Source organism: Streptomyces galbus (genome assembly GCF_005280195.1).
Lineage (GTDB): Bacteria > Actinomycetota > Actinomycetes > Streptomycetales > Streptomycetaceae > Streptomyces > Streptomyces galbus.
The window spans coordinates 255451-263476 of the sequence record NZ_SZPR01000011.1 but is presented as its reverse complement, the minus strand read 5'-3'; the positions used below and the strand labels follow the sequence as shown (position 1 = coordinate 263476).

6 protein-coding genes are annotated in these 8026 nt (G+C 75.2%); 3 read left to right on the top strand and 3 right to left on the bottom strand.

What is annotated here, in order from left to right; all coding sequences use genetic code 11:
• Positions 1-223 precede the first annotated feature (223 nt).
• The 3 genes from E4U92_RS12255 to E4U92_RS12245 are packed head-to-tail and all read left to right on the top strand — an operon-like array spanning position 224 to position 5159.
• Positions 224-1261, top strand: coding sequence for an AAA family ATPase (locus E4U92_RS12255; RefSeq protein ID WP_137300362.1), 1038 nt, complete (start codon positions 224-226; stop codon positions 1259-1261).
• Positions 1258-2640: a DUF58 domain-containing protein gene (locus E4U92_RS12250; RefSeq protein WP_137300361.1), complete on the top strand. Its 1383-nt coding sequence runs from the start codon at positions 1258-1260 to the stop codon at positions 2638-2640. The genes E4U92_RS12255 and E4U92_RS12250 overlap by 4 nt, the downstream gene beginning before the upstream one ends.
• Positions 2640-5159 (top strand): transglutaminase TgpA family protein, encoded by a 2520-nt coding sequence (locus E4U92_RS12245; RefSeq protein WP_137300517.1) that lies wholly within the window; start codon positions 2640-2642, stop codon positions 5157-5159. The genes E4U92_RS12250 and E4U92_RS12245 overlap by 1 nt, the downstream gene beginning before the upstream one ends.
• A 397-nt stretch (positions 5160-5556) precedes the next feature.
• Here E4U92_RS12245 and E4U92_RS12240 read toward each other — a convergent pair whose 3' ends face one another.
• The 3 genes from E4U92_RS12240 to E4U92_RS12230 all read right to left on the bottom strand — a co-directional run bounded on the left by E4U92_RS12240 (position 5557) and on the right by E4U92_RS12230 (position 7866).
• The gene (locus E4U92_RS12240; protein ID WP_137300360.1) at positions 5557-5949 is read right to left on the bottom strand and encodes a DUF3040 domain-containing protein; all 393 of its coding nucleotides are present in this window, start codon (positions 5947-5949) and stop codon (positions 5557-5559) included.
• 317 nt (positions 5950-6266) lie between these two features.
• Entirely contained in the window at positions 6267-7091 is an 825-nt protein-coding gene (locus E4U92_RS12235) for a methyltransferase (RefSeq protein WP_168725099.1), read from the bottom strand.
• A 175-nt stretch (positions 7092-7266) separates the two neighbouring features.
• Positions 7267-7866 carry an SAV_6107 family HEPN domain-containing protein gene (locus E4U92_RS12230; RefSeq protein WP_137300359.1) on the bottom strand — a complete coding sequence of 200 codons (600 nt, stop codon included), beginning with the start codon at positions 7864-7866 and terminating at the stop codon, positions 7267-7269.
• Between the last annotated feature and the right edge of the window lie 160 nt (positions 7867-8026).

The window sequence follows — 8026 nt, the reverse complement described above, 5'->3', positions numbered from 1 at the left end:
CCCCGCGCACACGGTCGGTTCGCTGTCACGGGCGAGTCCAAAAGCCGCGGAGCCTGACATAACGCGGGCAGTTGTCCACAGTCGAGTGACACGAATCGGTAACGGCAGCAAGAATGCGGGTGGAGCGTCATGCGGAACTTTTCCCGCGTGCCGTCCGTGTTCGGGGTGGGCCGGCCGCAGCGCGGAGGGCCGGCCCGGAGGAAGAACGGGCCGAGGAGGGCCGGTGACGACCTATGACGAGCGAGCGAGCCTCACGGATCTGACCGCCACTGTGGAGCGCATCCGCAGTTCGGTGGAGGGAGTGATCGAGGGCAAGCCCGAGGTCGTACGGCTTTCGCTGACCGTGCTGCTCGCCGAGGGGCACCTGCTGATCGAGGACGTCCCCGGCGTCGGCAAGACGATGCTGGCCAAGGCGCTGGCCCGGTCGATCGACTGCTCGGTGCGGCGCATCCAGTTCACGCCCGACCTGCTGCCCTCGGACATCACCGGGGTGTCCATCTGGGACCAGCAGCGCCGCGACTTCGAGTTCAAGCCGGGCGCGATCTTCGCCCAGATCGTCATCGGTGACGAGATCAACCGCGCCTCGCCGAAGACCCAGTCGGCGCTCCTGGAGTCCATGGAGGAGCGCCAGGTCACCATCGACGGGCAGTCCTACGAGCTGCCGAGCCCGTTCATGGTGGTGGCCACGCAGAACCCGGTCGAGATGGAGGGCACCTACCCGCTGCCCGAGGCCCAGCGCGACCGCTTCATGGCCCGGCTGTCCATCGGCTACCCCAGCCCCGACGCCGAGCTGCAGATGCTGGACGTGCACGGCGGGGTGAGCCCGCTGGACGACCTCCAGCCGGTGGCCCACGCGCACGAGATCGTCAAGCTCGTCGACGCGGTGCGCGGGGTCCACGTCGCCGAGTCCGTGCGGCGCTACGCGGTCGACCTGGTCGCCGCCACCCGCACCCACCCCGACCTCAGACTCGGCGCCTCGCCCCGCGCGACGCTGCACCTGCTGCGCGCGGCCAAGGCCTCCGCGGCCCTCGGCGGCCGGGACTACGCCCTCCCGGACGACCTCCAGCAGCTCGCCGTGCCGGTGCTGGCCCACCGTCTACTGCCCACCGCCCAGGCGCAGCTCAACCGCCGCTCCGCCGAGCAGGTCGTCGAGGAGATCCTCCAGCGCACGCCGGTCCCCGCGGCCCCCCAGCACCAGCAGGGCTACGGCCTGGGCGGCCCCCAGGGGTACGGCCAGCAGCCGCCCCGGAGGCTCGGATGACCCTCGGCGCGGCCCCCGCGGACACCGGCCGGAGCGACCGGTCCGGCGGTGTGCGCACGGCCCTGGCCGGCCTGACCACCCGCGGCCGCTCCTTCCTCGCGGCCGGCCTGGCGGCGGCCGCCTGCGCCTACGTCCTCGGCCAGCCCGACCTGCTGCGGGTCGGGATGCTGCTGGCCGCGCTGCCGCTGGTCTGCGCGGCCGTCCTCTTCCGCACCCGCTACCGGGTGGCCGGCAGCCGCCGCCTGTCCCCCGCGCGCGTGCCCGCGGGCAGCGAGGCCCGCGTCCACCTGCGCATGGACAACGTCTCGCGGCTGCCCACCGGCCTGCTGATGCTCCAGGACCGGGTGCCCTACGTCCTCGGCCCGCGCCCCCGCTTCGTCCTGGACCGGGTCGAGGCGGGCGGCCGCCGCGAGGTGTCCTACCGGGTCCGCTCCGACCTGCGCGGCCGCTACCCCCTGGGCCCGCTGCAGCTTCGCCTGACCGACCCGTTCGGCATGTGCGAGCTGACCCGCTCCTTCTCCAGCTCCGACACCCTGACCGTCATCCCCCGTGTCGAGGCGCTCCCCCCGGTCCGGCTGGCCGGCGAGGCCAAGGGCTACGGCGACGGCCGCCAGCGCTCGCTCGCCCTGGCCGGCGAGGACGACGTCATCCCCCGCGGCTACCGCTACGGCGACGACCTGCGGCGCGTGCACTGGCGCTCCACCGCCCGCTACGGCGAGCTGATGGTGCGCCGCGAGGAGCAGCCCCAGCGCTCCCGCTGCACGGTGCTGCTCGACACCCGGGCCCCGGCCTACCGCGGCGCCGGCCCCGACTCCGCGTTCGAGTGGGCCGTCGGGGGTGCCGCGTCGGTGCTGGTGCACATGCTGGAGCGGGGCTTCTCGGTGCGGCTGCTGACCGACACCGGCAGCTCGGTGCCCGGCGAGGGCGCCGACGGCTTCGCCGGGGCCAACCAGGAGTCCGCCGACGCGGCCGGCCTGATGATGGACACCCTCGCGGTGATCGACCACTCCGACGGCACCGGCCTGTCCCGGGCCTACGACGTGCTGCGCGGGGGCAACGAGGGGCTGCTGGTGGCCTTCTTCGGCGACCTCGACGAGGAGCAGGCCGCGGTGGCGGCCCGGATGCGCCAGCGCAGCGGCGGCGCCGTCGCCTTCCTGCTCGACAGCGAGACGTGGGTGCGTGAACCGAACGGTGCACCCGATCCGATGAAGAGGCAGACGGAGCGGCTGAGGATGCTGCGGGAGGCCGGCTGGACCGCGCTGGGCGTACCCCGGGGCACCTCCCTGGAGGCGCTGTGGCGGCAGGCGGACCGGGAGCGCACCGGCGTCGTCGCGGCGGCGGGCGGCCCGACGGGCACGGACGGAGGGGGGACGGCATGATCAGCGGACGGGCCCGGGTGACGGCGTGCGCCGCGGCGGCCACCCTGATGACGGCCACCGCCCTGCTGCCCCTGGTCGACCCGGCGACCTGGCTGCTGCAGGCGGCCTTCCTGCTGGCCGTGCAGTCCGGGGTGGGCGCGGCGACCCGCCGGGTGCCGCTGGCCCGCCCGCTGACCGTGGCCGCGCAGGCGCTGGTCACCGTGGTGCTGCTGACCCTGGTGTTCGCCCGGCAGTACGCGCTGGGCGGGCTGGTCCCCGGCCCGCAGGCGCTGCGGCACATCGGCGACCTGCTCCAGTCGGGCGCGACCGACGTCCAGCAGTACGCCATCCCGGCCCCGCTGACCGCCGGCATCCGGCTAATGCTGGTCGGCGGGGTGCTGCTGATCGGCCTGGTGGTGGACACCCTCGCGGTGACCTACCGCAACGCCGCGCCGGCCGGACTGCCGCTGCTCGCGCTGTACTCGGTGGCCGCGGGCCTGTCCGACGGGGCGGCGGACTGGCTGTGGTTCGTGGTCGCCGCGGCCGGCTACCTGATGCTGCTGCTCGCCGAGGGCCGTGAGCGGCTCGCACAGTGGGGGCGCGTCTTCGGCGGCGCCCCGCGCACCCCCGGCGGGCCGACCGGCCCGGTGGCGCCGGTGCGCACCGGGCGGCGCATCGGCGCGGTCGCGCTGGGCGTGGCCCTGGCGGTGCCGCTGCTGCCGCTGCCCGCGGTCCAGGGCGGCCTGCTGGACGGCACCGGGACGGGCGTAGGCGCGGGCACGGGCGGCGGGGGCACGATCTCCGCGGTGAACCCGCTGGTGTCGCTGCGCGACAGCCTCAACATCGACCAGGACCGCACGGCGCTGACCCTGCGCACCAGCACCGACAACCTCTCCGACATGTACCTGCGGATCGTGTCGCTGGACGACTTCGACGGCACCACGTGGATGCCGGCCAAGCGGCACATCGTCGAGGTCCCGGACCGGCTGCCCACGCCCGCGGGCCTCGGCCCGGACGTCAAGCGCACCGAGATCACCACCCGCATCCGGGCCGCCGACTGGTACGGCCAGGACTGGCTGCCCATGCCCTACCCGCCGAGCGACGTGCGCGTCGGCGGCAGGTGGCGGTACGAACCGGTGGGCATGACGCTGGTCGGCGACCACGGCGAAAACACCCGCGGCAAGACCTACGAGGTGAAGAGCCTCGACGTGCAGCCGACGGCGCAGCAGCTCGCGGCCGCGCCGAAGGCCCCCCGGTCGCTGCGCGAGGAGTACACCAAGGTCCCCGACTCGGTGCCGGCGGTGGTGTACCGCACGGCCCGCGAGATCACCCAGGGCGCGTCCGACGACTACGAGAAGGCGGTCGCCCTCCAGGACTACTTCGCGGTGACCGGCGGCTTCCAGTACGACACGGAGGTGGAGGTCGGCAGCGGTCCCGACGCGATCGCCCGCTTCCTGCGCGACAAGCAGGGCTTCTGCGTCCACTTCTCGTTCGCGATGGCGGCGATGGCCCGGACGCTGGGCATACCGGCGCGGGTCGCGGTCGGCTTCGCGCCGGGCTCCCCGCAGGCGGACGGCACGGTGGCGGTCAGCACGAAGGACGCCCACGCGTGGCCCGAGCTGTACTTCGAGGGGATCGGCTGGACCCGCTTCGAGCCGACGCCGACGCGCGGGACGACGCCCACGTACACGCTCCCGGACACCTCCGGTGACGCGGTCCCGGACCTGCCGCAGTCGTCGCGCTCGGCGGAGGCGGCTCCGTCGACGGCGCCCTCGGCGAGCACCAGTTGCTCGGCCGACGACAAGAAGCTGGAGGGCTGCGCGGGCGCGCTGCCGCTGGACACCGGGCAGCAGGGGGGCAGCGGCATCCCGTGGTACCGGATCGCGGTGTGGAGCGTGCTCGGGCTCCTGGCGCTCGGGGTGCCGCTGCTGCCGATGCTGTGGCGGATCCGGCGGCGCTCGGTGCGGCTGGCGTCCGCCCAGCACACGGCGGCCGCGGCCGGTGCCCCGGGGAGGGCGTCCGAGGGGCCCGCGGGTGCGGTGCGGTTCGACGCCGACGACCCGCTCGGGCCGGGTGCCCCGGCGGACGGGGCGTCGCGGGCGGTCACCGAGGCGGCCGTGGCGCACGTGCTGGCGGTGTGGCGCGAGTTGGTCGACACGGCCTGGGACTACGGCATCGTCCCGGACGACGCGCTCACTCCGCGCCGGGCGGCCGAGCGGATCGTGCGGCTCGGCCGGCTGGACCCGGCGGCGGCCGGGTCGGTGCACCGGGTGGCGGGCGCCGTGGAGCAGGTGCTGTTCGCGCCCCGGCCGCGGGCCGGGACGGGGCTGGCCCAGGACGTCCGCCTCGCGCGGGCGGCCCTGCGGGCCGGGGTCGGCCGGTGGACCCGGCTGCGGGCGGTGGTGGCCCCGAGGTCGGCGGTGCGGGCGGTCTGGGAGCTCTCCGACCGCTGGACGGCCCGCACGGCGGACTGGGCGGCCCGCTGGACGGCCCTGACGCAGCGCGTGCGCCCACCGCGCGGCCAGCAGCAGAACGGCTGACGCCCCTAGGTCGTGTCCGCAAAGTCGCGCCTGCCCCGCGGCGCCCGGCACGCTCCCCCACGCTCGGCTTCGCTCACGCGGGAGGTGCCCCCACCGCCGCACCGGTCGAACACCCGCGTACGGCCAGTACGCGGGCGTCCGCCCGGCACGCCGAGAGCACGCACCGGACGCCGCAGAGCCCGCCCTCCGGGCGGACGACGGGACTTTGCGGACACGACCTAGGGATTCGGCGCCCGGACCGCTGGGGGAACCCGGCGGGCCGGGCGCCGAGCGCTGTGCGGGGTCGCGTCGCCGCGGCGGACGGAGGCGGGCATGCGTCAGGGGGTGACCACCTGGGTGGTCACCCCCTGACGAAGAACTGCTGGACTGTCGGCCGCCCCGGAGGAGGACGGTCGGGTCAGTGGCCCTGCTCGTCGCGCCGGCGCTGCCAGCGCTCCTCGATGCGGTTCATCACCGAGCGCTTGGGGCGCGCCTGGCCGCGGCCGGGCGCGGCACCGGGTACCGGCTGCTCGCCCGGCTTGGGGGCCTTGCGCCAGCCGGTCACGGCGAGCACCGCACACCCCAGCATGACGAGGAAGCCCACCACGCTGAGCCAGACCTGCTGGGCGACCATACCGGCCATGAGGAGCGCGATTCCTACGAGGAAGCCCGCGACCGCCTGGTAGACCCGCCGCCGGGTGTACGTACGCAGCCCGCTTCCCTCGAGCGCCGACGCGAACTTGGGATCTTCGGCGTACAGCGCTCGCTCCATTTGCTCGAGCATGCGCTGCTCGTGCTCCGAGAGCGGCACGGAGTCCTCCTCATCGTGCAGTCGCCGGGGCGACCCGGGGGGTCCCTTCAGGATAGGCAGGGAATCGCCCCCGTGAAACCCGCCCCTCTACGCCAATTGGCCAACCGGGACCCGCCATGGGCGGTCACGGCCCGCTGAGGCTTCCATTCCCCAACGGCCGGCCCGTCATGCCGGGGCGGTCTCCCTCGATCATACGGCGCAGAGCGCCCGAACGGGGGGCCTGTGGCGTACTCCATCCAGCCTCGAGCCGCTGATGAGCGGCTTCTACACGGGAGGCGACGAACGGCGACTCCACGCGCTGGCGTCCCATCGGGCACTTACGCCTCTGCCGTCCCGCGGGTCTCACCGAGCACATGGAGCTGGGTGGCCACCGAGTGGAAGGCGGGCAGCTCGGCGGCGGCCTCCTCCAGTTTGAGCAGGGCGTCCAGCGCGCCCGGTTCGGTGTCGACGAGCACGCCGGGGACCAGGTCGGCGAAGACCCGCACCCCGTGCACGGCCGCGACCCGCAGGCCCGCGCGCTCGACCAGGCCCGTGAGCTGCTCGGCGGTGAAGCGCCGCGGCACGGGGTCGCCCTCGCCCCAGCGGCCGTCCGGGTCGGTCAGGGCCTGCCGGGCCTCCTTGAAGTGACCGGCCAGCGCCCGGGCGAGGACCGCGCCGCCGAGGCCCGCCGCCAGCAGGCTCAGCACCCCCTCGGAGCGCAGGGCGGCGACGACGTTGCGCACGCCCTCGACGGGGTCGTCGACGTACTCCAGGACGCCGTGACACAGCACGACGTCGTAGCCGCCGCGCTCGACCACGTCGAACAGGCCGTGGGCGTCGCCCTGCACGCCGTGCACCCGGTCGGCGAGGCCGGCCTCGGCGGCCCGGCGCTCCAGGGCGAACAGCGCGTTGGGGCTGGGGTCGACGACGGTGACGCGGTGGCCCAGGCGGGCGACGGGCACTGCGAAGTTGCCGCTGCCGCCGCCGGTGTCGAGGACGTCCAGGCAGGTGCGGCCGGTGGCCTTCACCCGGCGGTCCAGGGCGTCCTGGAGGACCTCCCAGACCACGGCGGTGCGCAGGGAGGCGCGGGGGCGGGAGGGGTCGGGGCGCAGCGACGTCCCGTGCGGATGGGGGGAGACGGGCGGGCGCATCGGATCCGACACGGCAGTTGACTCCTCGGCGCGGCACCGCCTCTTGCGCGGCGGAGCGAACGGGCTGCCTCCCCGCTCCGGCCTGCGGAGGGAAGGCTTTATGCGCTCTCCACCCTATTGCCTCGGGCGCCCGGCAAAGTCACCCGCGTGCGGCGGCACCGCCGGGTCCCGGGCGGGCGCGGTCACCTCAGCCCGCGTCCGGCAGTCGGCGGCCCCCTCCCGGGCCCTCCTGGTCGTCGCGGTCCGCTCGCTCCCCGCGGTCACTCCGCTCGTCCCGGTCCTGCCGGGGCTGGGGCAGGACCGGCTGCGTGACGAGCATGCGCTCGACGAGGCGGATGAACATCGCCACGTCGCGTATGAGGTCGTCGGCGTCCCGGCGTCCGGCCGCGCCGGGGATGCCCGCCTCGGCGCGGGCGCGGCGGGCGGCCCCGGAGGCGAACAGCGCGCTCCACTCGGCGAGTTCGGGCGCGATCTCGGGGAGCACTTCCCAGGCGCTCCGGATGCGGGCCCGGCGTCGCGCCGAGGTCTCCGGGCGGCCCCGCGCGGCGAGGACGGCGGCGGCGGTGCGCAGGGCGGCGAGGTGGGCCGTCGCGTACCGCTCGTTGGGTGTTTCGAGGACGGCCGCCTCGTCCAGTCCGGCGCGGGCCTGGGCCAGCAGGTCGAGCGCGGCGGGCGGGGCGGTGGCCCGGCGCAGCACGGGGTGCACGTCGCTCGCCGGGCCGGTCAGTGAGGGGGCAGGGCCGGGGGCGCGGCGCCGGCGGGCGGCGGCAGCGTGGTAGCTGGCCATGACGAACCTCCTGTCGTCTGGGTCGGCACTGTGGCCGTATGCCCCCATCGTGAGGTATGGCACTGACAATCCGTTCTGAGCTGGGCTTTTGCCTCGAAGGGCCGTTCGGGCTAGTTTCTGAACTGACCAGTCAGTTCAAAAGGTGCCGCCCGGGGGCCGC

Coding starts and splice junctions, on each gene's coding strand:
- E4U92_RS12230 (WP_137300359.1), bottom strand. CDS start 7,866: ATGGCCAGCTACCACGCTGCCGCCGCCCGCCGGCGCCGCGCCCCCGGC.
- E4U92_RS12250 (WP_137300361.1), top strand. CDS start 1,258: ATGACCCTCGGCGCGGCCCCCGCGGACACCGGCCGGAGCGACCGGTCC.